The organism is Oleiphilus sp. HI0117 (assembly GCF_001635235.1).
Genome location: NZ_LWGA01000052.1, coordinates 1 through 795, shown reverse-complemented (window position 1 = coordinate 795; position 795 = coordinate 1). Strand labels below are relative to the sequence as shown.

The window sequence follows — 795 nt, the reverse complement described above, 5'->3', positions numbered from 1 at the left end:
AGAGGACATTAGAGCAACGAGGCAGCGCGCTCAGCAACATGCATTGCTATCAGAACAAGTTAGAAAAATGAAAGCCGATAATGCGCCCGCTAGCGAAGTGTATCAGCTGCGGGAGAACATGCTAGGGAGTGAGGCTGCGGCAGCGCTAGCCGATTTAGACAAACGTCGAGCGCAATGGTCGCAGAGACTTAGCAGCTTTTCCGCTGAGCGAAAAACTGTCTTAGATTCTAGCTTAAGTGAACAAGATAAGGAGCAATCCATTTCTGAACTGTTGGCCTATCACTTTGATGAAACAGAGCGTAAGCGCGTTAGTGCTCTGATGAGTGATGACAGGCTTCCATAGGTGCCAATTCGAATTGAAATGGACAATTAAAGGGCTCAGTCCAGAATGGTATACTGTTACGTACTTGTAGCCAAAAGGTTCGATCTGGCGCGATAAAGGTCGTGATAGACAGAATTCGATCTTACAGACGAAAATGGGGCACTCGGCATAGCAATTCAACACCCACAGGCAAAAAAGTCCGCAAACTCGTCGTTCAGATGGTTTATCTAGATAGGGGTAAAACAGCCAGTTTGAATCTTGAGTCAATGCTGGCTTTTGAGCAAAAGCGGCCTTTTAGTATTGCAGGAATACCCATTTCTTTTTGTTAAAAGCGATCATATTTAAATATCAGAAAATCGCCAGTTGTGAGCGAAAAGGGAAACTACTATATCGAGCGCTCTAGAAGTTAAGTGCCCGTCTAATAACTTAGAATACAGTGACATATTCAGTATAGTATTGCCCTATTTCGCCCA

1 protein-coding gene is annotated in these 795 nt (G+C 44.4%); it reads left to right on the top strand.

The window, feature by feature from the left end; genetic code table 11:
• Nucleotides 1–343, top strand: a 343-nt coding sequence (locus A3757_RS00890) for a lipase secretion chaperone (protein WP_304439155.1), incomplete at its 5' end; no start/stop codon positions are given.
• Nucleotides 344–795: the final 452 nt, after the last annotated feature.